Source organism: Oryzihumus sp. (assembly GCF_054325275.1).
The window spans coordinates 1-25313 of record NZ_JBTCWL010000059.1 but is presented as its reverse complement, the minus strand read 5'-3'; the positions used below and the strand labels follow the sequence as shown (position 1 = coordinate 25313).

Annotated in this window: 21 protein-coding genes and 1 riboswitch; of the genes, 10 read left to right on the top strand and 11 right to left on the bottom strand. The window is 74.7% G+C overall.

What is annotated here, in order from left to right:
• A partial coding sequence (locus tag ACXVGS_RS14650; RefSeq protein WP_458537101.1) for a GNAT family N-acetyltransferase occupies positions 1-823 on the top strand: 823 nt, incomplete at its 5' end.
• Positions 824-911: 88 nt separating this feature from the next.
• Here the strand turns inward: ACXVGS_RS14650 and ACXVGS_RS14645 are convergent.
• The 6 genes from ACXVGS_RS14645 to ACXVGS_RS14620 form a co-directional block, all read right to left on the bottom strand.
• Positions 912-1847, bottom strand: a complete 936-nt coding sequence (locus ACXVGS_RS14645) for an acyl-ACP desaturase (protein ID WP_458530293.1) — start codon at positions 1845-1847, stop codon at positions 912-914.
• Positions 1848-1932: 85 nt separating this feature from the next.
• A complete protein-coding gene (locus ACXVGS_RS14640) occupies positions 1933-2754 on the bottom strand; it encodes a GNAT family N-acetyltransferase (RefSeq protein WP_458530292.1) in 822 nt (273 codons plus the stop codon).
• A gap of 133 nt (positions 2755-2887) precedes the next feature.
• Positions 2888-3865, bottom strand: coding sequence for an NAD(P)H-quinone oxidoreductase (locus ACXVGS_RS14635; RefSeq protein ID WP_458532696.1), 978 nt, complete (start codon positions 3863-3865; stop codon positions 2888-2890).
• A complete protein-coding gene (mobA, locus tag ACXVGS_RS14630; protein ID WP_458530290.1) occupies positions 3862-4443 on the bottom strand; it encodes a molybdenum cofactor guanylyltransferase in 582 nt (193 codons plus the stop codon). The genes ACXVGS_RS14635 and mobA overlap by 4 nt, the downstream gene beginning before the upstream one ends.
• Before the next feature lie 35 nt (positions 4444-4478).
• A complete protein-coding gene (locus ACXVGS_RS14625; RefSeq protein ID WP_458534472.1) occupies positions 4479-5216 on the bottom strand; it encodes a D-alanyl-D-alanine carboxypeptidase family protein in 738 nt (245 codons plus the stop codon).
• A 121-nt stretch (positions 5217-5337) separates the two neighbouring features.
• Positions 5338-6129 carry an IclR family transcriptional regulator gene (locus tag ACXVGS_RS14620; RefSeq protein WP_458537100.1) on the bottom strand — a complete coding sequence of 264 codons (792 nt, stop codon included), beginning with the start codon at positions 6127-6129 and terminating at the stop codon, positions 5338-5340.
• 91 nt (positions 6130-6220) lie between these two features.
• Between ACXVGS_RS14620 and hutH the strand changes: the two genes are divergently transcribed.
• The gene (gene hutH, locus ACXVGS_RS14615; protein ID WP_458530287.1) at positions 6221-7795 is read left to right on the top strand and encodes a histidine ammonia-lyase; all 1575 of its coding nucleotides are present in this window, start codon (positions 6221-6223) and stop codon (positions 7793-7795) included.
• Between the two features lie 37 nt (positions 7796-7832).
• Positions 7833-9491 (top strand): urocanate hydratase, encoded by a 1659-nt coding sequence (gene hutU, locus ACXVGS_RS14610; RefSeq protein ID WP_458537099.1) that lies wholly within the window; start codon positions 7833-7835, stop codon positions 9489-9491.
• Here the strand turns inward: hutU and ACXVGS_RS14605 are convergent.
• On the bottom strand, positions 9463-9939 hold the full coding sequence (locus ACXVGS_RS14605; protein ID WP_458530285.1) for an aminoacyl-tRNA deacylase: 477 nt from the start codon (positions 9937-9939) through the stop codon (positions 9463-9465). The genes hutU and ACXVGS_RS14605 overlap by 29 nt on opposite strands.
• Before the next feature lie 23 nt (positions 9940-9962).
• On the opposite strand from ACXVGS_RS14605, the gene ACXVGS_RS14600 reads away from it, so the two are divergent.
• From ACXVGS_RS14600 to hutI, 3 genes are read left to right on the top strand one after another with little or no spacing between them, the layout of a single operon-like run.
• Positions 9963-11141 (top strand): allantoate amidohydrolase, encoded by a 1179-nt coding sequence (locus ACXVGS_RS14600; RefSeq protein ID WP_458537098.1) that lies wholly within the window; start codon positions 9963-9965, stop codon positions 11139-11141.
• Complete coding sequence (locus ACXVGS_RS14595; protein ID WP_458537097.1) at positions 11138-12487, top strand: formimidoylglutamate deiminase; 1350 nt, start codon at positions 11138-11140, stop codon at positions 12485-12487. The genes ACXVGS_RS14600 and ACXVGS_RS14595 overlap by 4 nt, the downstream gene beginning before the upstream one ends.
• A complete protein-coding gene (gene hutI, locus ACXVGS_RS14590) occupies positions 12484-13650 on the top strand; it encodes an imidazolonepropionase (protein ID WP_458534476.1) in 1167 nt (388 codons plus the stop codon). Before ACXVGS_RS14595 ends, hutI begins: the two co-directional genes overlap by 4 nt.
• A gap of 3 nt (positions 13651-13653) precedes the next feature.
• Here hutI and ACXVGS_RS14585 read toward each other — a convergent pair whose 3' ends face one another.
• Positions 13654-15339 (bottom strand): glycoside hydrolase family 13 protein, encoded by a 1686-nt coding sequence (locus tag ACXVGS_RS14585; protein WP_458530281.1) that lies wholly within the window; start codon positions 15337-15339, stop codon positions 13654-13656.
• A 38-nt stretch (positions 15340-15377) separates the two neighbouring features.
• On the opposite strand from ACXVGS_RS14585, the gene ACXVGS_RS14580 reads away from it, so the two are divergent.
• A complete protein-coding gene (locus tag ACXVGS_RS14580; RefSeq protein ID WP_458531855.1) occupies positions 15378-15761 on the top strand; it encodes an ankyrin repeat domain-containing protein in 384 nt (127 codons plus the stop codon).
• Between the two features lie 63 nt (positions 15762-15824).
• Here the strand turns inward: ACXVGS_RS14580 and ACXVGS_RS14575 are convergent, their stop codons facing one another.
• The 3 genes from ACXVGS_RS14575 to ACXVGS_RS14565 all read right to left on the bottom strand — a co-directional run bounded on the left by ACXVGS_RS14575 (position 15825) and on the right by ACXVGS_RS14565 (position 19825).
• Positions 15825-16925 carry a hypothetical protein gene (locus ACXVGS_RS14575; RefSeq protein WP_458530279.1) on the bottom strand — a complete coding sequence of 367 codons (1101 nt, stop codon included), beginning with the start codon at positions 16923-16925 and terminating at the stop codon, positions 15825-15827.
• A gap of 37 nt (positions 16926-16962) precedes the next feature.
• Positions 16963-19449: a hypothetical protein gene (locus tag ACXVGS_RS14570; RefSeq protein WP_458537096.1), complete on the bottom strand. Its 2487-nt coding sequence runs from the start codon at positions 19447-19449 to the stop codon at positions 16963-16965.
• 97 nt (positions 19450-19546) lie between these two features.
• The gene (locus ACXVGS_RS14565; protein ID WP_458530277.1) at positions 19547-19825 is read right to left on the bottom strand and encodes a DUF4235 domain-containing protein; all 279 of its coding nucleotides are present in this window, start codon (positions 19823-19825) and stop codon (positions 19547-19549) included.
• A 69-nt stretch (positions 19826-19894) separates the two neighbouring features.
• A riboswitch (TPP riboswitch) is annotated at positions 19895-19998 on the top strand.
• 102 nt (positions 19999-20100) lie between these two features.
• On the opposite strand from ACXVGS_RS14565, the gene ACXVGS_RS14560 reads away from it, so the two are divergent.
• The 3 genes from ACXVGS_RS14560 (at position 20101) to dnaK (ending at position 25263) form a co-directional block, all read left to right on the top strand.
• Positions 20101-20757, top strand: a complete 657-nt coding sequence (locus tag ACXVGS_RS14560; RefSeq protein ID WP_458530276.1) for an ECF transporter S component — start codon at positions 20101-20103, stop codon at positions 20755-20757.
• Positions 20738-23158, top strand: a complete 2421-nt coding sequence (locus ACXVGS_RS14555) for an ATP-binding cassette domain-containing protein (protein WP_458537095.1) — start codon at positions 20738-20740, stop codon at positions 23156-23158. Before ACXVGS_RS14560 ends, ACXVGS_RS14555 begins: the two co-directional genes overlap by 20 nt.
• Before the next feature lie 203 nt (positions 23159-23361).
• Positions 23362-25263, top strand: a complete 1902-nt coding sequence (gene dnaK / locus ACXVGS_RS14550; protein WP_458537094.1) for a molecular chaperone DnaK — start codon at positions 23362-23364, stop codon at positions 25261-25263.
• Positions 25264-25313 lie beyond the last annotated feature (50 nt).

The following is a 25313-nucleotide window of genomic DNA, read 5'->3' as shown; positions in this document are numbered from 1 at the left end:
GACCGCGACCGGCGAACCGCGTCAGCAGGGCCTGGCCCGGGACTCCGCGGGCCAGGTCGTGGCCTGGTGGTGGACCGGCCCGCGGCCGGACAGCGCCCGCCTGCCGGTGGACCTCTACGTGCACCCCGGGCTGGACGAGCCGGACGGCGACGTGATCGCCGCCGTGGCGTGGGCGCAGGTCACCGCCTGGGGCAGGGAGCGGTATGCCGGATGGTCCGGCGAGGTGCCCCTGCTGGACACCGGGTCGGTCCAGGGCGACACGGTCCACGAGCGCCGCCTGGCGGCGGCCGGCTTCGAGCAGGTGCGCACGTTCTGGCGGATGAGCGGGGAGGTGCCGCCGTCACCGCGACCGGCGCCGCCGGTGCCCGGCCTGGTGGTCCGGACGGTGCGCCGCGACGACGAGGCCGACACCCGGCTGGTGCACCGGCTCAAGGAGGAGAGCTTCGCCGAGCACTGGGGCACGGAGCCGGAGGCCTACGAGGCGTTCATGGGCCGCTGGCGCGGCAGTGCCGGGTTCGACCCGAGCCTGTGGTTCGTGGCCGAGCTGGACGGAGAGCCGGCGGCGGTGATGCTCGCCAGCCGGCGCATGGCGAACGAGGACGCGCTCTACATCCAGAGCCTCGGCACGCTGGCGCCAGCCCGTAGGCGTGGCGTGGCCTCGGCGCTGCTGCACCACGCCTACGAGGTGGCCCGAGGTGAGGGCTACGCGCGGGTCCGGCTCGGGGTCGACAGCGACAACCCGACCGGCGCGCCCGGGGTCTACCGCCGGGCCGGCCTGGAGACGATCTTCGCCATGCACGCCTGGCACAAGTCCCTGACCTGACCGGTCCGGACACGCCCCAGCCCGCGTCTCGACCCGGGATCGGGTGCGAAACGCGGGCTGGGAGGTGTCCGGAGGTGGGACCGGGGACTCAGCGGGGCGCCATACGGGCCTTGAGCGTCTCGCGCTTGTCCTCGAATCGCAGGGCCTGCTTCTCCAGGCCCTCCATGAACTCGGCGAGCTCGGTGCGCGCCTTCTCGCCCTCGGCGGACAGGCCCTCCATCTCGAAGACCTTCCAGAAGCGCAGCACCGGCATGACCACGTCGTCACGGTGCTGGCGCAGGTCGTAGATGCCGGCGACGGCCATCTCGACCGCCTTGCGCTGGAAGCCGGGCATCTCGGTGCCGGGCATCTGGAAACCCTTCACGACCTCGAGGATCGCCTGCATCGTCTGGTCCGGCGCGATCTGCAGGGCCGCGTTGAGCAGGTTGCGGTAGAAGATCATGTGCAGGTTCTCGTCCGCGGCGATCCGGGCGAGCAGCTGCTCGGCCATCGGGTCGTTGGTGAACTTGCCGGTGTTGCGGTGCGAGACCCGCGTGGCCAGCTCCTGGAAGGAGACATACGCCAGCGAGTGCAGCAGCTCACCGGAGTGGGCCGACTCGTAGCCCTGGGACATGTGCTGCATCCGGAACCGCTCCAGCGCGACCGGGTCGACCATGCGCTTGACCAGCATGAAGTCGCGCATCGCGATGCCGTGCCGGCCCTCCTCGGCGGTCCAGCGGTGCACCCAGTCGCCCCACGCGTCGTCGCGGCCGAAGATCAGCGCGATCTCGTGGTGGTAGCTGGGCAGGTTGTCCTCGGTGAGCAGGTTGACGATGAGCGCCGAGCGGGCGACGTCAGGGATGTCGGCGTCGTCCTCGCTCCACGGCTCACCGCCCATGAGCCCGTCGAAGTTGCGCCCCTCGCTCCACGGCACGTAGTCGTGGGGGAACCACTCCTTGGCGACCTTGGTGTGCCGGTTGAGCTCGCCCTCGACCACCTGGTCGAGCTCGCGGAGCAGGTCGGTCTGGGTCCAGACGCGGGTCATGGGGGTTCCTTCCGCAGATTACTTACGCTCTCGTAGGTTACGGGAGCGTAAGTAATCGGCCAACCCCCTCAGCTCCTGCGCCGGCTCAGGCGCTCGCCGCCATGACGGGTGCGGGGGCGACCATGAACGTGACGGTGCTGACCGGGGCGTAGCCCAGGGACGTGAACAGGGGCCTCCCGCCGGGCGGCGCGAGCGTGACCACCGCGGAGCTACCTCGCCGGGCGGCGAGCTCCTCGGCCGCGTGCGCCAGCCGCCGGCCCAGGCCCCGACCGCGCCAGGCCCGGCGCACCGCGAGGAAGCCCAGCTCGCTGACGTCGTCGGCCCCGAGCACGGCGACCGCGCCGACCGGCTGGCCGCCCACGCGGGCGACCAGGGCCGGCTCGTCGGGGCGGACCGCCAGGCCGGCCAGGACCGGCTCCAGCGCCGGGTCCATGGCGAACACCTCGATCAGGGTCCGGGCCCACTCACGTGCGGCTGTTGGCCGCCGCACCACCTCGATCCGGTATCCCGCGCCCGTCACCTTCCGGGGCACCAGGTCGCGCCACATGGCCGTCGCCTCGCCGGCGGCGACCAGGCCCCGGTGCGCGAGCTGCTCGACCAGCACCGGCCCGCCGAGGTGGGCCCACGCGTTGAAGCTCCACGGCACGTCGTAGGTCGAGACGATGGCCAGGCAGGCGTCGAGCTGGCGCTCGTCCTGCAGGGTGTTGAACGCCCGCGCGTCGAAGGCGAACACGCCGTTCATCGAGCGCAGGGTCGTCCGGCTCCCGGTGAGCAGGGCCGGCCCGAGGTGGTGCACCTCGCCGCCGGGCAGGGACGCGACCGTGCGCGCATGAGCGTCCGCGAGGGCCCGGTCCAGCCGCGCCGTCCGGGTCCTGGGAGCGCTCTGCTCCACCGGTGGGCCGGTCATGTCACGAGGCTAGGGAAGGCCCCGCCTGCGGGGGTCCGTCACGGGGGTGAGCGGCGGACGCTGCAAACGGGCTAAGCGGCACCACCCGGCCGGGCCCCACCCCGCGTGGCCGCACGACGGCGGGGCGCCGCGGTCACACCGTCAGCAGCACCTTGCCGATGTGCGTGCCGGCGTCGAGCTCGCGGTGGGCGTCCGGCGCCTGCGCCAGCGGGAAGGTGCGGTGCACGACCGGCTTGACGCGGCCGGCCTCGACGAGCGGCCACACGTGCTCGCGCACGGCGGCCACGATGGCGGCCTTCTCCTCCACGGGCCGCGCGCGCAGGCCGGTGGAGATGACCGCGGCCCGCTTGCGCATCAGCACCGACAGGTCGAGCTCGGCCTTGACGCCGCCCTGGAAGCCGATGATGACCAGCCGGCCGTTCGTGGCCAGGGCCTGGACGTTGCGGGCGAGGTACTTCGCGCCCATGTTGTCCAGGATGACGTCGGCGCCGTGCCCGGCGGTGGCCCGGTCGAGCTCCTCGACGAAGTCCTGGTCCTTGTAGTTGACGAGGATCTCGGCGCCGAGGGCCTGGCAGGCCTCGAGCTTGTCGGAGGACCCGGCGGTCACGGCCACGTGCGCGCCAATCTCGCGGGCGAGCTGGATGGCCATGGTGCCGATCCCACTGGAGCCGCCGTGGACGAGCAGCGTCTGGCCGGGCAGCAGGTTGGCGGTCATGAAGACGTTGGACCACACGGTGCACACGACCTCCGGCAGCGCCGCGGCCTCCACCAGGCTGACCCCGGACGGCACCGGCAGCAGCTGGCCGGACGGCACCGCCACCTTCTCGGCGTAGCCGCCACCCGCCAGCAGGGCGCACACCTGGTCGCCCACGGACCAGCCGGTGACCTCGCTGCCCACCGCGGCGACGGTGCCGCTGACCTCGAGCCCGGGGTACTCCGGCGCCCCGGGCGGCGGCGGGTAGACCCCGATCCGCTGCTGCAGGTCGGCGCGGTTGACGCCCGCCGCCGCCACCTCGACCAGCACCTCGCCGGGGCCGGGCTCGGGGTCGGGGACGTCAGCGAGGACGAGCGCGTCGGGGCCGCCGGGCGTGGGGATCGTGATCGCCTTCATGCCCCGACGATATGGCGTGCCCGGGCGAGCGCCTCGGGGGTGTCCACGTCGAGCGTGCGCGGGGCCGGCAGCTCGAGCGTGGTGGTGCGCAGGCGGTCGAGCACGGCCATGAGCCGTGCGCCGGCCGGGTCCTCGGGCAGGGCCGTCAGCAGCGCGCCGGTCCGGTATGCCGCGAGCAGCGGCTGCGCCCGCCCCGTCCCGTCGGTGCCGACCACCGCGTCGTCCTCCGGCGAGTCCTCGAGCGCGGCGGCCAGGTCCGCGGCGGCCGGGCCGGCGAACGGCATGTCGCCGGCGACGACGACGCAGGTCGAGGTGGCCACCTGGGGCAGGCCGGCGGCGAGGGCGGCCACCGGCCCTCCGCCCGGCGGCTCCTCGCGGGCCCAGCGGACGGGACGGCAGGTCGGACGTTCCTCGCCGACGCAGAGCACCGGCCACCCGTCGGGCAGGGCGGCGAGCAGGTGGTCCAGCACCGTGCTCGCGCCCAGCGGCTCGCGGGTCTTGTCCCGTCCGCCGAGCCGGCGGGAGGTGCCACCACAGGTGACGAGCGCGGTGGCCGCGGGTCCTGGGGTGCCGGTCATGGGTTCATCGTGCCCCGGAGCGGTCGTGGGTCGCGTCAGCCGGCGGCGTTGGGCTCCAGCGCCGGGCAGGCCTGCCCGATCGCCGGCGCCAGCCGCTCGAAGTGCCACCACTCGTTGACGTAGCGCCGGCACAGGCCCCACTTCACGCCGTTGACCTCCAGCCACCGGGCGCCGGACCGGGGACCGATGTCGACCGCCTCACCCGTGACGTGGCGGGACTCCGATGGCGGCAGCACCCACTGGCGGGCCTTGGCCACCGAGCCGTACTGGCGGACGGCTGCGTCGAACAACCGCTGCTGCTCGGCCCGGCTGCGCCGCCCTGAGGTCACCGTGAGCGTGACCCCGGCTGCCCGGGCGGCCCGCTCGGCCTTGTCCAGCGACCGGGCGAGCGGGGCGGACAGCCCGCTCGGCGACGTCGACGCAGGAGTGGCAGCGGTGGAGGACGACGTGGGCAGCCTGGCCGGCTGCACCTCGGCCGCCCGCGCCGCGCCGCCGCTCACCGGGGCCGCGTCCTGGTCGACCCGGGGCCGGGCGCTGTGGCGGGCCGCCGTCGGTGCCGGCTCGTCGCCCATCAGCGAGGTCGTGGTGGCGCAGACCAGGCCGACCGCGGCCAGCAGGGTCAGCGACGCCGTGGCGAGCACCCCGCGGCGCAGCCGCCACGGTGAGCCCACGACGTAGGTGACATCTCCCTGGGGACGCGTGTCCCCGTCCCGCTCCTCGGGGGGACGGATCTCGCCGTCCCACCACAACGTCGGTCCGCCATCGCGGTTCACGCCCTACCCCCGAAACCCCTCAGAACCGCCCCCCGGCGGTGTCTCCCCGAAGGCAAACCGTAGGACCCGGGCCGGGCGGGGTCAACGAGAACAGAGCGGTTGCCCGGACGAACCGGGCATCTCAGGACAGCGTCGACGTGGCGGTTCCTGCGGCGCTGCGCCCACCGATCCGGCGGGAGAGCTCGCTGGCCACGCGGGTGACCTGCCGGGCCATCGCCGCCCGCTCGGGGCCGTCCACCTCCGCGGCGGGGAAGGTCACGGCCACGCCGGCCACCGGGTGCCCGCTGTGGTCGAGGACGGCCGAGGCGACCGAGGCGAAGTGGGGGGTCACCGACCCGTCCTCGGCGGCGAACCCGGCGCGCCTGACCTCGGCCAGCTCCCGGCGCAGCGCCGGGAGCGACCCCGGGCCGACCCCGTGCCGCTGCACGAACGCGTCGCGGGAGGGGAACAGGGCGCGCACCTGCGCCGGGGGCAGCGCGGCCAGCATGGCCAGGCCGCTCGCCGTGAGGGTCGCCGGCAGGCGCACCCCGACGTCGGTCACCAGGGGGGGACGGCCCGGCGCGCGCTCCTCGATGACGTAGAGCACGTCCCGCCCGTGCAGCACGGCCAGGTGGGCGTTGTGGGTGGTGGCGTCGACCAGCCGGGCCAGCAGCGGCCGGGCGACCCGGGCCAGGGGCGCCTGGCGGGAGTAGGCCGAGCCGAGCTCGAACGCCGCGACGCCCAGGCCCCAGCGGCGCTCCTCGGGCAGGTGCACCACGAAGCCCTCCCGGCGCAGGACCGCCAGCAGGTGGTAGACGCTCGAGCGGGGCAGGTCCAGGTCGCGGGCAATGGCCGCGGCCGGTACGGGTGCGGTGTGCCGCGCCAGCAGCTTGAGCACCGCGAGCGCCTGCGCGGCGGCGGGAGCGTTCGGCACGGCATACAGGATCCCAGAGATGTCTCGGATCCGAGACAGAACCCGGCCCGCAGAGGATGTCGGCCCCCGGCGGCACGGGTGGAATGGGCGCATGAGCACCGAGATCGCCGCGCGACCCGCCGAGCAGGTCGCCACCGTCACCGTCGGCCTGGGGCCGGTGTCGTTCGAGGACGTCGTCGCCGTCGCGCGCCACGACGCCCGGGTCGAGCTGTCAAGCGAGTCGCTGGAGGAGGTCCGCCGCACGCGCACGGTCATCGAGGACCTCGCCGACGACGTCGAGCCGCACTACGGCGTCTCCACCGGCTTCGGCGCCCTGGCCACGCGGCACATCCCGGCCGACCTGCGCGCCCAGCTCCAGCGCAGCCTCGTGCGCAGCCACGCCGCGGGCTCCGGCGCCGAGGTGGAGCGGGAGGTCGTGCGCGCGCTGATGCTGTTGCGCCTGTCCACCCTCGCCACGGGCCGCACGGGCGTGCGCGAGGAGGTGGCCACGACCTACGCCGCGCTGCTCAACGCCGGCATCACCCCCGTGGTGCACGAGTACGGCAGCCTCGGCTGCTCCGGCGACCTCGCCCCGCTGGCGCACTGTGCGCTCGCGCTCATGGGGGAGGGCACCGTCCGCGACGGCTCCGGCCACCTGCGCGATGCCGCGGACGCCCTGACGGCGGCCGGTATCGCGCCGGTCGCCCTGCGCGAGAAGGAGGGCCTGGCCCTGATCAACGGCACCGACGGCATGCTCGGGATGCTGGTGCTCGCGATCACCGACCTGCGCATGCTGCTGACCACCGCCGACATCACCGCGGCGATGAGCGTCGAGGCACTGCTGGGCACCGACGCGGTCTTCGCCGCCGACCTCCAGGCGCTGCGCCCGCACCCGGGCCAGGCCGCCTCGGCCGCCAACCTGCGGGCCGTCCTCGAGGGCAGCCCGATCATGGAGAGCCACCGCGGCCCGGAGTGCACCCGTGTGCAGGACGCCTACTCGCTGCGCTGCGCCCCCCAGGTCGCCGGCGGGGCCCGCGACACGGTCGACCACGCCGCCGTGGTCGCCGGGCGCGAGCTCGCCGCCGCCGTGGACAACCCCGTCGTCACCCTCGACGGCCGGGTGGAGTCCAACGGCAACTTCCACGGGGCGCCGGTCGCCTACGTCCTGGACTTCCTGGCCATCGTCGCCGCCGACCTGGCCAGCATGTCCGAGCGTCGCACCGACCGGTTCCTCGACGTCTCGCGCAACCATGGCCTGCACGCGTTCCTCGCCGACGACCCGGGCGTGGACAGCGGGCACATGATCGCGCAGTACACCCAGGCCGCGATCGTCTCGGAGATGAAGCGGCTCGCCGCCCCCGCCAGCGTCGACTCGATCCCGAGCTCGGCGATGCAGGAGGACCACGTCTCGATGGGCTGGTCCGGTGCCCGCAAGCTGCGCCGCGCGGTCGACGGGCTGACCCGCGTCCTCGCGATCGAGCTGCTCACCGCAGCCCGCGGCATCGACCTGCGCGCCCCGCTGGAGCCCGCCGCGGCCACCGGCGCCGTGCTGGCCGCGCTGCGCGAGGTCGCCCCCGGCCCGGGCCGGGACCGCTTCCTCGCCCCCGAGATCGAGTACGCCGTCGAGCTCGTCGCGACCGGCGCCGCCGTGCGCGCGGCCGAGTCCGTCACCGGCCCCCTGAACTGACCACGCGGCATACCCGCTGCTGACCAAGGAGACTGCAATGGAAGGCGCCCGTCCCGTCCGTGCCGCACGCGGCACCACCCTCACCGCGAAGTCGTGGCAGACCGAGGCCCCGCTGCGGATGCTCATGAACAACCTCGACCCCGAGGTGGCCGAGCGGCCGGACGACCTCGTCGTCTACGGCGGCACGGGCCGTGCCGCGCGGGACTGGCGCAGCTTCGACGCCATGGTCCGCACGCTGACCACGCTGGAGAAGGACGAGACGATGCTCGTCCAGTCCGGCCGCCCGGTGGGCGTCATGCGCACCCACGAGTGGGCGCCGCGGGTGATCCTGGCCAACTCCAACCTCGTCGGTGACTGGGCGAACTGGCCTGAGTTCCGCCGGCTGGAGCACCTGGGGCTGACGATGTACGGCCAGATGACGGCCGGGTCATGGATCTACATCGGCACCCAGGGCATCCTCCAGGGCACCTACGAGACCTTTGCGGCCGTGGCGGCGAAGCGGTTCAACGGCACCCTCGCCGGCACGCTGACCCTGACCGGCGGCTGCGGCGGCATGGGCGGGGCCCAGCCGCTGGCGGTCACCCTCAACGGCGGCGTCTGCCTCGTCGTGGACGTCGACGAGTCACGGCTGCGCCGCCGGGTCGAGCACCGCTACCTCGACGAGGTGGCGCCCTCCCTCGACGCCGCCGTGGAGACCGCGCTGCAGGCCAGGGCGGACAAGCGGGCGCTCTCGATCGGCATCGTCGGCAACTGCGCCACCGTCTTCCCCGAGCTGCTGCGCCGCGGCGTCGACATCGACATCGTCACCGACCAGACCAGCGCCCACGACCCGCTGTCCTACCTGCCCGAGGGCCTCTCGGTGGAGGACTGGCACGACTACGCCGAGGCAAAGCCCGAGGAGTTCACCGACCGGGCCCGGGCCTCCATGGCCAGGCACGTCGAGGCGATGGTCGGCTTCATGGACGCCGGCGCCGAGGTCTTCGACTACGGCAACTCGATCCGCGACGAGGCCCGGCTCGGCGGCTACGACCGGGCGTTCGCCTTCCCCGGCTTCGTGCCGGCCTACATCCGGCCGCTGTTCTGCGAGGGCAAGGGCCCGTTCCGCTGGGCGGCCCTGTCGGGCAACCCCAAGGACATCGCGGCCACCGACAAGGCGGTGCTCGACCTCTTCCCGGACAACGACCACCTGCACCGGTGGATCAGGGCGGCCGGCGAGCGGGTGGCGTTCCAGGGCCTGCCCGCGCGGATCTGCTGGCTCGGCTACGGCGAGCGCGACAAGGCCGGCCTGCGGTTCAACGAGATGGTGGCCTCCGGAGAGCTCGAGGCGCCGATCGTCATCGGCCGCGACCACCTCGACTGCGGCTCGGTCGCCTCGCCCTACCGTGAGACCGAGTCGATGCTCGACGGCTCCGACGCCATCGCCGACTGGCCGCTGCTCAACGCCATGATCAACACCGCCTCCGGCGCCTCGTGGGTCTCCATCCACCACGGCGGCGGGGTCGGCATCGGCCGGTCCATCCACGCCGGGCAGGTGTCCCTGGCCGACGGGACCGCACTCGCGGCGGAGAAGCTGGCCCGGGTGCTGACCAACGACCCCGGCATGGGCGTCATCCGGCACGTCGACGCCGGCTACGACCTCGCCGAGCAGGTCGCGGCCGAGCGCGGGGTCAGGGTGCCGATGCGAGAGGGTCAGTGACGTCGGCGACCTGCGCGTCCAGCACCCGGATGACGTCGCTGCCGTCGGCGGTGAACGCCACCCCGTGGGCGCCCGCGCCGAGCGAGATGGTCCGGCCCTCGACGGTCGCGTCGGCCACCACGGGCCACGCGCGGGTCGAGCCGAACGGGGTGATGGTGCCGCGCTCGTAGCCGGTGACCTCCTTCGCCACCGCCGCGTCGGGCATCGAGAGCCGGTTGACGCCGAGCAGCGCGCGCAGCTTGGGCCAGGAGATCTCGCGGTCGCCGGGCACGAGGACGAAGAGGTAGTCGTCCTCGGCCCGGCGCACCACGAGGGTCTTGATGATGTCGCCCGGCTGCACCCCGCGGGCCGCGGCGGCCTCCGCCAGGCTGCCGACCCGACCGTGCCGGGTGATGGTGTGCGCGATACCGGTGGCCTCGATCGCCGCCGTGGCCCGTTCCTCAGACATGACTCCCACCCTAGGTTGATGACATGACGTTCGACGGCATGTGGGCCGAGCTCCTCCCCGTCGGCCGGGACCCGCAGACCGGCGGCTACCGCCGGTTCGCGTGGACCCGCACCGACCACGACCTGCGCGAGTGGTTCGCCGCGGAGGCCTCCTCGCGCGGGCTGGACCTGACGGTCGACCGTGCCGGCAACCAGTGGGCGTGGTGGGGCGACCCCGATGCACAGGGGCCCGGCCTGGTGCTCGGGTCGCACCTGGACTCCGTCCCCGACGGCGGCGCGTATGACGGGCCGCTCGGTGTCGTGACCGCGCTCGCCACCGTGGAGGCCTTGCAGCGTCAGGGTTTCCGCCCCTCCCGGCCGATCGGCGTGGTGAACTTCGTCGACGAGGAGGGCGCGCGCTTCGGCATCGCCTGCGCCGGCTCGCGGATCATCACCGGCGTGCTGGACGCGGACCGGGCCCGCGGGCTGCGCGATGGCGACGGCCGCACCCTGGCCGAGGCCATGACCACCGCCGGGCGCGACCCGCGCGCCCTGGGCCGCGACGAGGAGACCCTGCGCCGGGTGGGCACGTTCGTCGAGCTGCACGTCGAGCAGGGCCGCGGGCTGGCCGACCTCGACCGGGCGGTCGCGGTCGGCTCGACGATCTGGCCGCACGGGCGCTGGCGCCTGGACCTGGCCGGGGAGGCCAACCACGCCGGCACCACCCGGCTGGAGGACCGGCACGACCCGATGCTGTCCCTGGCCGCGGCGATCACCGCCGCGCGGGACGCTGCCAGCGGTCAGGGCTGCGTCGCCACGGTCGGCAAGGTGCGCGTGGAACCCAACGGAGTCAACGCGATCCCGTCCCACGTCACGGCGTGGCTGGACGCCCGCGGACCGGCCGAGCGCGGCGTGCGCGCGGTCGTGGAGGAGGTCGCCGAGCGCGCCGGTGTGCGTCCGGTGGAGGAGTCGTGGACCGGGCCGACCCCGTTCGACCCGGCGCTGGCGGCGCGGCTGGCGGCCCTGCTCGGCGACGCGCCGGTCCTGGCCACCGGGGCAGGGCACGACGCCGGGATCCTGGCCTCCGCCGGGGTGCCGACCGCGATGCTGTTCGTGCGCAACCCCACCGGGGTCTCGCACTCCCCGGCCGAGCACGCCGAGCACGCCGACTGCCTCGCCGGCGTCGAGGCCCTCACCGCCGTCGCGCGCGAGCTGGCCTCATGAGCGGTGCGGGAGGCGCTCGTCGCTGGCACGCGGCATACGCGCTGCTGCCCACCGGGCTCGCCCGGGAGGTGACCTTCGAGGTCACCGACGGCCGGTTCACGTCCGTGACGCCGGGCAGCCCGGTCGGGGACGCCGCGCTGCTGCCCGGGGTGGTGCTGCCCGGGTTGGCCAACGCGCACAGCCACGCCTTCCACCGGGCGCTGCGGGGACGCACCCATGCCGGCGGCGGCACCTTCTGGACGTGGCGCGAGGGCATGTATGCCGTTGCGGCGCAGCTGGACCCGGACTCCTACCTCGCGCTGGCGCGGGCGACGTACGCCGAGATGGCGCTGGCCGGGATCACCTGCGTCGGTGAGTTCCACTACCTGCACCACGGGCCCGGCGGCGTGCCCTACGCCGACCCGAACGCGATGGGGGAGGCGTTGCGGCAGGCCGCAGCCGAGGCCGGGATCCGGCTGACCCTGCTGGACGCGTGCTACCTCGCCGGCGGGCTGACCGCCGACGGGCACCTGCCGCTCGGGGCGGAGCAGCTGCGCTTCGGCGACGGGACCGTGGAGCGGTGGGCGGCCCGGCTGTCGGCGCTGAGGCCCTCGGACGGCATGCGCCGCGGCGCCGCGATCCACTCGGTGCGCGCCGTGCCCCGTGAGGCCCTGGCCCCGGTCGCCGAGGCCGCCCGGGGGCTGGCCCCCGCCGCTGGTCCGCTGCACGTGCACCTGTCGGAGCAGCCCGTGGAGAACGAGGCGTGCCAAGGGTTCTACGGCCTCACGCCGACCGCGTTGCTCGATGCGGAGGACGTGCTTGGCCCGCGGACCACGGCGGTGCACGCCACCCACCTGACGACCGGCGATATCGCCGCGCTCGGACGCACCCGCACCACGGCCTGCTTCTGCCCGACGACCGAGCGCGACCTCGCCGATGGCATCGGCCCGGCGCGGGCCCTGCGCGACGCCGGGGCGCCCCTGTCGCTGGGCTCGGACCAGCACGCCCTCATCGACCTGCTCGAGGAGGCCCGGGCGCTGGAGATGCACGAGCGGCTGGACTCGTTGCAGCGCGGGCGGTTCCGGCCGGCCGAGCTGCTCGCCGCCGCGACGGCCCACGGCAGCCTGGGCTGGGAGGACGCCGGCCGGCTCGAGGCCGGAGCCCGCGCCGACCTCGTGGCGGTGCGCCTGGACAGCCCGCGCACCGCGGGCATCGACCCGGCGCAGGTGCTGCTGGCCGCCACCGCCGCCGACGTGGACACCGTCCTCGTCGACGGCCGGGTCGTGGTCGAGTCCGGCCTGCACCGGCTCGGGGACGTGGGAGCGTTGCTGCGCAAGGCGATCGAACCCCTGTGGGAGGACATGTGAGCACCACGCTGGTCACCGGCATCGGCGAGCTGGCCACGGGTGACCCGGCACTCGGTGACGGCTCCGCCCTGGGGCTGCTGACCGACGCCGCCGTGGTCGTCGACGGCGACCACGTCGCCTGGGTCGGGCCGGCGCGGCAGGCCCCGGACGCCGACCACCGCCGCGACCTGGGCGGCCGGGCGGTCGTGTCCGGCTTCGTCGACTCCCACTCCCACCTGGTCTTCGCCGGGGACCGGGCCGCCGAGTTCGCGGCCCGGATGTCCGGAACGCCCTACGACGGCGGCGGCATCGCCACCTCGGTCGCCGCCACCCGGGCCGCCACCGACGAGGAGCTGCGCGGCCTGCTCGCCGCCCGGGTCGCCGAGATGCGCGCCCAGGGGACGACGACCGTGGAGGTCAAGAGCGGCTACGGCCTCACCGTCGAGGACGAGGCCCGCGCGCTGCGACTGGCCCGCGAGGTCACCGCCGAGACCACGTTCCTCGGCGCGCACGTCGTCCCCGCGGAGTACGCCGACCGGCGCGAGGACTACGTCGCCCTGGTCACCGGCCCGATGCTCCAGGCCTGCGCGCCGCACGCCCGCTGGGTCGACGTCTTCTGCGAGCCGCACAGCGCCCACGCCTTCACCGGCGACGAGGCGCGCGAAGTGCTGATGGCCGGGCGGGCCGCCGGGCTGGAGCTGCGGGTGCACGGCAACCAGCTCGGCCACGGGCCGGGCGTGCAGCTCGCCGTCGAGCTCGGCGCCGCCAGCGTCGACCACTGCACCTACCTGACGGACACCGACGTCGACGCGCTGGCCGGCTCCGCCACCGTGGCGACGCTGCTGCCCGGGGTGGAGTTCTCCACCCGCTCCCCGTGGCCGGACGCCCGGCGGCTGCTCGACGCCGGGGTGAGCCTCGCGTTGGCGACCGACTGCAACCCCGGCACCTGCTACAGCTCCTCGGTGCCCTTCATGCTCGCCCTCTCCGTGCGCGAGATGGGCCTGACCCCGGCCGAGGCACTCCTCGCCGCCACCGCCGGCAGCGCCAGAGCGTTGCGGCGCAACGACATCGGGCGGGTCACCGTGGGAAGCCGCGCCGACCTCACCGTGCTGGATGCGCCGTCCTACCTGCACCTGGTCTACCGCCCCGGGGTCCCGCTGGCCCGCGCCCTCGACCTGGGCTGAGGCTCAGGCCGGGACGAGCCAGGCGGTGGTGTCCGGCGGCAGGGTCCCGTCGCCGGGCAGGTCGTCACTGGCCAGCAGCACCTCGGCGCCGCCCGGCAGGGCGACCGGCTGCTCCCCGGTGTTGGCCAGCACCACGAGGTCGCCGTTGCCCAGGGCCACCACGTCCTCGGGCGCGTCGAGCCACCTCAGGTCGCCGCGGCCGAGATGACGCCCGCGGCGCAGTCGCAGCGCCGCGCGATACAGCTCGTAGGTCGAGCCGGGCACGCCACGCTGCGCGTCCACGGCATACCTGGCCCACTCCCGCGGCTGCGGCAGCCAGCTGCGCCCGGAGGCCGAGAAGCCGTACGACGGTCCGCCGGCCTCCCAGGGGATGGGCACGCGGGCGCCGTCCCGGCCCTTCTCGGTGCCGCCGGTCCGGACGAACGTCGGGTCCTGGCGGGCCTCGTCGGGCAGGGTGGTGTGCTCGGGCAGGCCGAGCTCCTCGCCCTGGTAGAGGTAGGCCGCGCCCGGCAGCGCCAGCATCAGCAGCGTCGCCGCGCGGGCCCGGCGCAGCCCGGCCGGGCCGTCCGGCTGCGGGTCGTCGGCGCCGATGCCGGTCATCCGGCCGCCTCGGGCGGGGGTGCCGAGGCGGCTGGCGTGCCGCACGACGTCGTGGTTGGACAGCACCCAGGTGGTGGGCGCCCCGACCGCGTCGTTGGCGCGCAGCGACTCCGCGACCGTCTGCCGCAGGTCCGCCGCCCGCCACGGCGTCAGCAGGTAGGCGAAGTTGAACGCCTGGTGCATCTCGTCCGGGCGGACGTACCGCGCCACGCGGTCCAGGTCGGCCACCCACGCCTCGGCGACCAGCACCCGGTCGCCGGGGTGCTCCTCCAGCAGCCGGCGCCAGGCACGGTAGATCTCGTGCACGCCCTCCTGGTCGCGGGCGGGGTGCGGCCGGCCGTCGGCGTCGACGCCCTGCACCCGCAGCGGGCCGTGCCAGTCCGGCATCGCGGGGTCCTTGACCAGCCCCGAGGCGACGTCGACCCGGAAGCCGTCGACGCCGCGGTCCAGCCAGAACCGCAGCACGTCCTCGAAGTCGGCGCGCACCTCGGGGTGGTCCCAGTTGAGGTCGGGCTGCCGGCGGTCGAAGACGTGCAGGTACCACTGCCCCGGTCGGCCGTCGGCCTCGACGACCCGGGTCCAGGCCGCGCCGCCGAACGCGCTGGACCAGTTGGTCGGGGGAAGCTCACCGCCGTGGCCGCGCCCGTCCCGGAAGACGTATCGCGCGCGCTCGGGGCTGCCGGGCGGGCTGGCCAGGGCCGCTGCGAACCAGGGGTGCTCGTCGCTGGTGTGGTTCGGGACCAGGTCGACGATGACTTTCAGGCCCAGCTCGTGCGCCCGGGCGAGCAGGGCGTCGGCGTCGGCGAGGGACCCGAAGAGCGGGTCGACGTCGCGGTGGTCGGAGATGTCGTAGCCGGCGTCGGCCTGCGGCGAGGGGTAGAACGGCGAGAGCCACACCGCGTCGACGCCCAGCTCGACGAGGTGCTCGAGGCGGGCGGTGATGCCGGGCAGGTCGCCCACCCCGTCGCCGTCGGCGTCGGCCCATGAGCGCGGGTAGATCTGGTAGATCACGGCGTCCCGGTGCCAGGAGCCCGGTCCGGGGTCGGCGGGGTGGACGAGGCGTGCTTCTGTCGTCTGGGGCCCGGTCACGGTCACCCAGTCTGCCGCGCCGGTCCTACGCTGGCGCGATGAGCGAGAGCAGCACCCCACCCGAGCTCGTCGAGATCGCGCACGCCTGCTTCGACTTCGCCCGTGCGGGCGACGCGGCGCGCCTCGGGGCGTACGTCGACCGCGGCGTCCCCGCCGACCTGACCGACGGCCACGGCAACACGCTGCTGATGCTCGCGGCGTACCACGGGCACGCCGACACGGTGACCGCGCTGCTCCGGCGCGGGGCCGACCCCGACCGGCTCAATGACCGGGGTCAGTCCCCCCTGGCGGGAGCCATCTTCAAGGGTGAGGACGAGGTGGTCGCCGCCCTGATGGCTGCGGGCGCAGACCCGGACGCCGGCGCCCCGACGGCCCGGGCCACGGCCCAGATGTTCGGCCGCACCGACCTGCTGCACGGATAGCGAGGCAGCCGGCCGTCGTGGCCTGACGGGGTCGACGCCCTCGTGGGGCGCCGACCCGGGAGGTCAGCCCTTGCGGGCCGGCTCCGCCTGACGGTCCGTGGACTCGTCAGAGCTCGTGGCGTCCTGGCCCTCGGCAGGCTTGGCCTCGGCAGGCTTGGCCTGGGGCGCGGTCTGGCGCTCGATGACCTGCGTGGCGTGCGGGTCAACCTCGACCTGCTGCTCGGCCTTGGCCGGAGCCGGAGCCTGAGCCGGGGCCGGGGCCTCGGTGGCCTCCTCCAGCGCGGCGGGCAGGGAGACGCCGCCGAGGGTGGCGAGCATCTGGCGCACGTTGGTCAGCTGGGCGTTGATCGAGTCGCGGCGCTGCGTGGCGGCGGCCAGCTCGCGCTCGGACTCGGAGCGGATGCGCTCGGCGCGCGACTTGGCCTCGCTGACGATGAGCTCGGCCTGGGCCTGGGCCTGCTCGAGCTGGCGCGTCGCCCGGGCCGAGGCCTCCTTGGCGGCGGCGTCCGACTCGCGGCGCGTCTGCTCGATCTGCTCCTGCATGGCGGCGAGGTCGCGCTCGGCCGCGGCGGAGCGCTCCTTGAACTCCTCGGCGGCCTTCTCGCGACGCTCGGCGAGGGTGGTCTCGAAGTCGGTGGCCGCCTTGGCGGACTTGGCGCGCTGCTGCTCGTAGATCGCCTCGGCCTCCTCACGGCGGGCGGTCGCGTCGCGGTCGGCCTCGTCGAGGACGTTCTCGGCCTTGCGCTTGGCCTCGGCCACGAGCTGGGCGGCCTGGGCCTCGGCCCCGCTGCGGACCTCGGCGGCGTGGGCCTCGGCGTCGGCCTTGACCCGCTTGGCCGTGGCCTCGGCGTCCTTGCGCTGGGCGGCCGCGTCGGCGGTGGCCTCCGTACGCATCTGGACGGCCTCCTGGTTGGCCAGGGTCAGGATCTCGCCGACCCGCTCACCGAGGTCGGCGAACGTCGGGGCCGAGGGTGCCTCCTGCTTGGCCTGGGCCCGGCCCTGCCACTTCTGGGCCTCGTCCGCGAACCGCTCGGCGCGCTCGGCCTGGCGGGTCGCGTCGGCGCGGGCGCTCTCGAGCGCAGCGGTCAGCGAGCGGAGGTGCTCCTCGACCTGCGAGGGCTCGTAGCCGCGGAGGACGGTGCGGAACTGCGTTGAGTCAGTCATGACCTTCTCTTTGTCATTCTTCGGGGGAGGGGCGGGGTCAGGCGGGGTCGTCGGGGTGGGAGGCGCGGTGCCGGCGACCGGCGAGCCGCTCGGCCAGCGTCAACGGCCGCGCCGTCGGTGCGGCTGCCGGCACGGGGGCCGGTGCCGGGGTGGCCGCCACGGGGGCGGGCTCGGGGTGCGGCTGGGGGGCAGGCACCACTGGGATCAGGGTCGGGATGGTGCGGTCGGACGGCTCCGGATCGGTCACCGGCCGGCTCGGGGAGCGGCGCACCAGGGCCGCGAGCAGCGCCGCGCCCGAGGTGTCGACGTCCTCGGCCGGGGTGTCGGCCGGGGCCGCGTGACCAGGGGTGCTGGTGCCGGCCGCGACACCGCGCTCGGCGGTGCTGTCGGCCGCCGCAGGAGCGGGGGCGTGGTGCGGCTCGCGGATGACCTGCGTGGCCTCCGGGACTGGTCGCTGCGGCGTCGGCTCGTCCTGCAGCGTCGCCCCGGCCGTCATCCACGGCGAGGTCACCCGCACGGTGGGGTCGAGGCGCAGCGGGCGCGCCTGCGGCGTCTTGCCGTATGCCGCCGCCTCACGTGGGGTCGGCTCGGCCTCGGGCGTCGCCTCGTCGGGGCGGTCCGACTCAGGCGTTGCCTCGTCGGGACGGTCCGACGTGGTGACGACCGACGCCTCCGTGGCCGCCTCGTCGCCGACGTCGCGCGGCGACTCCTGCGCCGGGACCTCAGCGGCCGGCAAGTGCTCTTCCCGGGCCACCTCGTCCCCGGCCTCGTCGGTGGCGGCGGCCTCGACGGGCTCGGCCTCGAACGGTTCCGCTTCCACGTCCTGGGACTCGGGTTGTGCAGGGACGTCCTGCGGCTCGGCAGGCTCGTCGGCGACCTCGTCCGCAGGATCCTCGGTGGACCAGTCCGCGGGCTCCTCGGCGGCAGCGTCAACGGGAGCGTCATCCCCCGCCTCACCGGCCTCGTGGTCGTCGGCCGGCTCGGCGGACTGCTCCTCGTCCGGCTCGGCGACATCCTCAACCAGCGGCTCGGGGATCTCCTCGAGGGGCTGCTCAACCGGCGCGGGGTCGCCGGGCGGGAGGGCCAGGGCTGCGAGGGTGGTCCGCTCCGGCACGGCGAGCGCCTCGATGACGCCGGACAGGCCGCCGAGCTCCTGGGCTATGGCGTCGCGGCGCACGGTCAGCTTCTCGACCTCGCTGCGAGCGTCCTCCAGCGCGCGACGGGCCTGCCCGCGCAGGTCGTCGGCCTCGTCCCGTGACTCGGTGAGGATCCGCGCCGCGTCCTCCCGGGCAGCACGGCGGATCTCCCGCGCCTCGCGCTGGGCGCGGCCGACGTCCTCGGCCGCGCTCTCGCGCAGGGCGCGCGCCCCGGACTCGGCGTCGGCCAGCCGGCGGTCGGCCCGCTCGGTGCGCTGGGCGGCCAGGTCGGTGGCGTCCTTGAGCAGCCGGGCGGACTGCTCCTCGGCGTCGTCGATGAGCCGGGCCGCGTCGGCGGAGGCGAGCTCGAAGGAGGCCTGGGCCTCGCCGGCGAGCTGCTCGGCCTGACGCTCCGCCGCCGCGATGCGCCGCTCGGCCGTGTCCTGGGCCGACTTCAGCGACAGTGCGGCGCGCTCGCGGACCTCGGCGATGATCCGCTCGGCCTCGGCGTGCGCCTCGGCCTTGATCCGGCCGGCCTCGGCCTCCGCCCCGGCCAGCAGGTCCTCGACGGTCTGCTTCACCCAGGCGGTCTGCTCGGCCGCCTCGGCCATGGTCTCCTCGGCCGCGGTGTGGGTCTCCTCCAGCTGGCGCTGGCACTCGTCGCGGACCCGCTCGGCCTCGGCCTGGGCCTCGTAGCGCAGCCGGGCCGCCTCGCGGGCGGCCTCCTCACGCGTGTCGTGGGCCTGCGCCTCGGACTGCCCGCGCAGCTCGGACGCCGCGCGCTCGGCGGAGCCGCGGATCTCGTCGGCGGCCACCTGAGCCTCGTGCAGCCGGCGCTCCTCCTCTGCGGCGAGGTCAGCCCGGGCGGCCTGTGCCGAGCGCTCGGTCTCCTCGCGGACCTGCTCGGCCTCGCGGCGGGCATCGACCACGGACCGCTCGGCCTCGTCGACGACGCGGCGGGCCTCCTCCCGCGCCTGCGAGCGCAGGGTGTCGGCCTCCTCACGGCTGTCCCGCTCGAGCTCCTCGGCCGCACGCTGGGCCACGTCGTTGACCAGCGCTGCCTGGTCGGCGGCGTCGGCGACGATCTGCCGGGCCTCCTCGCGGGCATCGTCGAGCATGGCCTGGCGCTCGGCGTTCAGCCGCTGCGCCTCCTCGCGGGCACGGGCCCCGGCGCGCTCGAGCTCGGCGACCTCCTCGCGCAGCCGGGAGGCCTCGGACCGCAGGGACTCCGACTCCTCGTGGGCGGTGCGCCGCACCTCGTCGGCCTCGTCGCGCGCGCGTGCGCGAAGCTCCTGGGCCTCAGCCTCCACCTGCGCCATCAGCAGGTCGACATGCTCCTGAGCACGGGAGAGCAGGTGCACCGCGGGATCGACGCCCATCTGGTCCATCAGGGTCGCTCCGCAGGGTGTGGGGTGAGGATCGCCGGGAATAGTCTCAAACCGTCGCAACCCCGACAAGGGCGGGTCTCACATCGGAGCACACGCCTCAGCTGACCTCGTTCAGGCCCTTGGGCCGGTGTCCCGCGGACTCGGTGTAGTAGCGCGCGGCCTTGCGGGTCGCCAGCAGGCGCGCGACACCCACGACGGCACCGGACGCGACCGCCCAGCCGACCGCCTCGGGCCACGACACCTCGGGGTCCTCCGGGTTGGCCGGAGGCTCCTTGCCGGTCGCCGTCTTCCAGGCCGCCGTGACCAGCTTCTTGGCCACGATGCCGGCCCCGACGGCGGCACCGGTGCCGAGGACCTTCCATGCCACTGCGCCCACGCCGAACCTCCTCGATGGTCGGGCCTTGCAGACCTCGAGCCTGTCACGCCCACGGGTGTACCGTCATCTGCAGAACGACAGGGGAGCGCCCTGAGCGCTGAGAGTGCGGTTCGCCGCAGACCCTCGAACCTGCTCCGGTTAGCACCGGCGAAGGGAGTCGGGAAATCTCAGGTGCGTGCCCGGCATACCTGCGTGTGGCACGCCAGACGCCGGTATGCCGGGTGCGCACCTCCCCGAGGTATCCACAGGACACCACGGGAGAAGGAACACCACCCATGACCACGCACCAGACCCCGGTGGGCGCCGTCGCGTCCGCCCGCACCACCATCCCCGCCTCGGGCCGGCTCCTGGCCTGGCGGGGTGTCGACCTGCTGACCGCCGCGATGCTCGCGGTGGCCTTCGGCGTCGTCTTCTGGGGGTTCGACACCGTCGTCTACCCCCTCATCAGCACCGCCACGGCCGGCTTCCCGCCCGCCGGTGAGCTCTCGCTCGGCGTCTGGCTGGTCCCGGCGGTCGTCGGCGGCCTCGTCGTGCGCCGCCCCGGCGCCGCGCTGTTCACCGAGCTCGTCGCCGCCAACGTCGAGCTGTTCCTCGGCAACAAGTGGGGCATCGCGGTGCTCCTCTCCGGCGTGCTCCAGGGCCTGGGCGTCGAGCTGGTGCTCGCCGCCGTCCGCTGGCGCCGGTTCGGCCGGGTCGTCGCGGCCCTGGGCGGCGCGCTCGCGGCCGTGCTGGAGATCGTCGGCTACGAGTGGTGGTCCTACGTGCCGGACTACTCGCCGACCTGGAAGGTGCTCTACCTGCTCTTCGGTGTCGTCTCCGGCGCGCTCGTCGCCGGTCTCGGCGGTTGGGCGCTGGTCCGTGCCTTGGCCCGCTCCGGCGCGCTCAACGCGTTCCCGCCCGGTCAGGAAGTCCGTGAGCACCACCTCTCCTGACCGTCTCGGCACCCCGGTCGCCGCAGGCTCGCGGGTCGAGGTCGACCGGCTCACCTGGCGTCCGTTCGGGCGGCGCGAGCCTGTGCTGGCCGACCTGTCACTGACCCTCGAGCCCGGCGAGCGCATGCTGCTCGCCGGGCCGAGCGGCTCGGGCAAGTCGACGCTGCTGCGGGCCCTGGCCGGTGTGCTGACAACGACCGAGTCCGGGGACCTGACCGGCTCGGTGCTGGTGGACGGGGCCCCGCCGGCCGGTGCCGCGGTGGGCCTGCTCGTGCAGGACCCCGCGGACGCCTCGGTGGCCGGACGGGTCGGGCGCGACGTGGCGTTCGGCCCGGAGAACCTCGGTATGCCGCGCCCCGCCATCTGGGCCCGGGTCGCCGACGCGTTGCGCTCGGTGGGGTTCCCGCACGGGGTGGACCGGGCCACCAGCGCCCTCTCCGGCGGGGAGGCCCAGCGCCTGGCCCTGGCCGGGGTGCTCGCCCTGCGGCCCGGCCTGGTGCTGCTGGACGAGCCCACCTCGATGCTCGACCCGTCGTCGGCGGCCGTGGTGCGCGCGGCCGTCCTGGACGCGGTGGTGGATGCCGGCGCGACCCTGGTGCTGGTGGAGCACCAGGTCGAGCCGTGGCTGGACCTGGTCGACCGTGTCGTCGTGCTCGACGGCTCGGGCACGCGGTGCGCCGACGGCCCGGTGCGGGCGACGCTGGCCGCCGAGACGACCTCGCTGCTCGCCCGCGGGGTCTGGGTGCCAGGGGAGGGAGCGCCCTCACCGCTTCCCGTCGACCCGGGGCTGTGCGCCCCCGTCGGCGCGGCGCCGGCGGTCGAGGACGCACTGGTCGAGGCGTCGTCGGTCACCGTGACCCGCGCGCCTCGCGCTGGACTGGGCGTGCCGGAGCAACCGGGCGGGCCGGTGCTGGCGCTCGCGGAGGTCACGGCCGGTGTGCGCCCGGGCGAGGTCGTGGCCGTGACCGGACCCAGCGGCGCGGGCAAGACCACGCTGACCGGCCTGCTCGCCGGGCTGGAGGCTCCCACGACGGGGTCGGTGGTGGCCGGCGCCTCGCTGCGTGCGGCGCGACCGGCTCCGGGGGTAGCCCCTACCCGGGTGGCCGGCGCTGCGGCCGTGGCGCCGGAGCCGGCCACCTGGGGCTCGGCCGAGCTCGCGGCGAGGGTCGGCTGGGTGCCGCAGCAGGCCGAGCTCGCCGTCGTCGGGCGCACGGTCCGTGACGACGTGCTCGCAACCGCCCGGCGCCTCGGGCAGGACGAGGCCATGGCCGCGGCCAGGGCCGACGGCCTGCTGGACACCCTCGGGCTCGCCCACGTCGCGGGCGCCGACCCCCACCACCTCTCCGGCGGGGAGATGCGCCGGCTCGCCCTGGCCGGTGCCCTCGCCCACGGGCCCGCGGTCCTCGTGCTCGACGAGCCGACGGTCGGCCAGGACCGTCTCACCTGGGCCGCCGTGGCCGGCGTGGTGCTCGCCGCGCGGGACGCCGGCCTGGGCGTGGTCGTCGCCACCCACGACCCGCACCTCGTCGCGGTCGCCGACCGCGAGGTGCGGCTCACCCCGGCAGCTGCTCCGGCCCCCACACCGGCAACCAGCTCTGCCGCCACCCCGGCCACCACACCGGCAACCAGCTCTGCCGCCACCCCGGACGCCACTCCGGCTGCCGCGAGGACACGCGAAGCTGCCCGGGGGGCCGGCCGGTGGGGCGGCCTCGCCGCACGGAGCGGTCCGCTGTCGGTACTGCTCGCCTCGGCCCTGCTCCTGGCCGGCGCCCCGTTCATCCGTGACCTGCGCACGGCGCTGGTCGCGCTGGCGGCGGAGCTGGCGCTCGCCCCGTTCGTGCTGGGCCGCACCCACACCCCGCTGCGCTCCCTGGCCCCCGGGCTGCTCGCCGTCGTCTCGGTCGGCTTCTCCAACTGGCTGCTCAGCGTCGACCACTCCTGGGCCTCCGGTGCCACCGCCGGGCTCCGGGTCGCGTTCTTCGTGCTCCCCGGGGTGGCCCTCGCCGCCCGCATTGACCCCTCGGCGCTGGGCGACCACCTGGCCCAGCGCGTGCACCTGCCGGCCCGGCCGGTCATCGCCGCCGTGGCGGCCCTGCAGCGGTTCGACGCCCTCGGCAGCACGTGGGACCAGCTGGCCAGGACCCACCGGGTCCGCGGCCTGGCCCCGGGGCGTTCCCCGGTCGCCCGCGCCCGCCACCTCAGCGCGCTGACCTTCGCGCTGCTGGTCCAGACCCTGCGTCAGGCCGGGCGCATGGCGGTGGCGATGGAGGCCCGGGGCTTCTCCCGTGGCGGGGGCCGGACGTGGGCCGAGGCTGCGCCGTGGACCGCGGCCGACACGGCGATGACCGCGCTGGGACTGGCCGTGGCCGGCATACCGGCGCTGGTGTCCCTGCTCGGCTGAGCCTCGGAGGGATCCCGTCCCGGAGACACGCCCGGGTGCGGGAACATTCGCTCGGCGGACGAAGTTGAGCCGAGTAGACGCAAGTTTGCGGAGCGCGAGTTTGACAAGACCGGGCGCTTCCTCGCAGATTGAGCGTCAGGCACTCAAGGCTTTGAACCACCCGTTCAGCACCCAGCTCGACCCTCAGGAAGAGGAGAACCACCATGGCTCGTGCGGTCGGCATCGACCTCGGCACCACCAACTCCGCTGTCGCCGTCCTCGAGGGCGGTGAGCCCACGATCATCGCGAACGCCGAGGGTGGCCGGACCACCCCGAGCGTCGTCGCGTTCGCCAAGAACGGCGAGGTGCTCGTCGGCGAGATCGCCAAGCGCCAGGCGGTCACCAACGTCGACCGGACCATCCGCTCGGTCAAGCGCCACATCGGCACCGACTGGAAGTCCGCCGACATCGACGGCAAGCAGTACACCGCGCAGGAGATCAGCGCCCGAGTGCTGCAGAAGCTCAAGCGCGACTCCGAGGCCTACCTCGGCGAGCCCGTCACCGACGCGGTCATCACCGTCCCGGCGTACTTCGACGACGCCCAGCGCCAGGCCACCAAGGAGGCCGGCGAGATCGCGGGCCTCAACGTCCTGCGCATCATCAACGAGCCGACCGCGGCCGCGCTGGCGTACGGCCTCGACAAGGGCAAGGAGGACGAGCTCATCCTCGTCTTCGACCTCGGTGGCGGCACCTTCGACGTGTCCCTCCTGGAGGTCGGCAAGGACCCCGAGGACGGCTTCTCCACCATCCAGGTCCGCGCCACCAACGGCGACAACCACCTCGGTGGTGACGACTGGGACGAGCGCATCGTCAAGCACCTGCTGACCACGGTGAAGAACAACACCGGCGTCGACCTGGCCAACGACCGCATCGCGATGCAGCGCCTGCGTGACGCCGCCGAGCAGGCCAAGAAGGAGCTCTCCTCCTCGAGCAGCACCAACATCAGCCTGCAGTACCTCTCGATGACCGAGAACGGCCCGATCCACCTCGACGAGACGCTGACCCGCGCCCAGTTCGAGAAGCTGACCGCCGACCTGCTCGAGCGCACCAAGGCCCCCTTCCACCAGGTCATCAAGGACGCCGGCATCTCGGTCAGCCAGATCGACCACGTCGTGCTCGTGGGTGGCTCGACCCGCATGCCCGCCGTCTCCCAGGTGGTCACCGAGCTGACCGGCGGCAAGCAGCCCAACAAGGGCGTCAACCCCGACGAGGTCGTGGCCGTCGGCGCCAGCCTGCAGGCCGGTGTCCTCAAGGGTGAGCGCAAGGACGTCCTGCTCATCGACGTCACCCCGCTGTCCCTGGGCATCGAGACCAAGGGCGGCCTGATGACCAAGCTCATCGAGCGCAACACGGCCATCCCGACCAAGCGCTCCGAGGTCTTCAGCACCGCCGACGACAACCAGCCGAGCGTGCTGATCCAGGTCTTCCAGGGTGAGCGCGAGATCGCCCAGCACAACAAGCCGCTGGGCACCTTCGAGCTGACCGGCATCGCCCCCGCGCCGCGCGGCGTGCCGCAGATCGAGGTCACCTTCGACATCGACGCCAACGGCATCGTGCACGTCTCCGCCAAGGACCGCGGCACCGGCAAGGAGCAGTCGATGACGATCTCCGGCGGCAGCGCGCTGCCCAAGGAGGAGATCGAGCGCATGGTCAAGGACGCCGAGGCGCACGCCGCCGAGGACCACAAGCGCCGCGAGGAGGCCGAGGCCCGCAACACCGCGGAGCAGCTGGTCTACTCCACCGAGAAGTTCCTGGCCGACAACGGCGACAAGATCCCGGCCGACGGCCGTGGCGACGTCGACACGGCGCTGGCCGACCTCAAGGACGCCCTCAAGGACGGCTCCGGCGCCACGCCGGAGGACATCTCCGCCAAGACCACGAAGCTGTCCGAGGAGTCCCAGAAGCTCGGCACCGCGATGTATGCCGCGGCGCAGGCCGAGGGGGAGGGCGCCGGTTCCGCCGGGGCCGGTGCCGGTTCCGCCGACGGCCAGCACGCGCACGCCGCCGCTGACGAGGACGTCATCGACGCCGAGGTCGTGGACGACGAGACCGAGAGCAAGAAGTGATGTCGGAGCACGACAACACCACCGCCGCGGGGCCGGAGCCATCCGGCCCC